The sequence below is a fragment of the Hansschlegelia beijingensis genome (assembly GCF_045505405.1).
In the GTDB taxonomy this organism is placed as follows: Bacteria; Pseudomonadota; Alphaproteobacteria; order Rhizobiales; family Methylopilaceae; genus Methylopila; species Methylopila beijingensis_A.
On the sequence record NZ_JBJKEX010000669.1, the window covers coordinates 1 to 705 of the forward strand.

The 705-nt window shown below is 73.3% G+C and carries 1 pseudogene; it reads right to left on the reverse strand.

Annotation, left to right across the window (positions count from 1 at the left end):
• Nucleotides 1-705, reverse strand: a pseudogene (locus ACIKT0_RS19530) (glycolate oxidase subunit GlcE); the annotation flags it as partial.

Here is a 705-nt window from a genome sequence, read left to right on the forward strand (position 1 = left end):
CCCGCACCAGGGTGGCGTGCCCCCGCGCCGCCTGCACCGCCGGGCGCAGGACCGCAGCGGACGCATCGTCGGACGGCTCGACGGCGATCCACACGAGGCCGCCGCTCCAGTCGTAGAAATGTGATGCGATGATCGGGCGGAGCGTCGCGACCAGTTCGGCCGCGCGGCTCGGCGCGACCGATATCCGCCAGATCAGCCTGTCTTCCGGCCCCAGCAGCGGCGCGGCCTCGGCGATCTCCCGCCACAGCGCGCGCGAGGTCTGACGATCGAGCCGGTTCGTCGCGCCGCGATGGCCGAGCGCCGCCTCGAGGGCGCCGATCCGGTACCGCAGCTGGCTCTCGAAATTCTCGAGCCGCAGGCACGTGCAGGAGGGCGCGTCCTCGCGCGCCGGCAGATATGCCGCGCCCGTGACCTCGAACGGCGTGACCATGGCGGCGCAGAGCGCCGCGACGCCGGCCGCGTCGTCCAGCCCCTCCAGAACCAGGGTCGTCTCGCTCTCCGGGATCGGCAGCGTCTTGAAGGTCGCCTCGGTGACGACGCCGATCGTGCCGTGCGAGCCGGCCGCGAGCTTCACGATGTCATAGCCGGTGACGTTCTTCATCACGCGCCCGCCGGAGCGGATGGCCTCGCCTCGGCCGGTCACCATCCGGATGCCGACCAGCGCGTCGCGCGCCGCCCCGGCGATGACCCTGCGCGGGCCGGAGG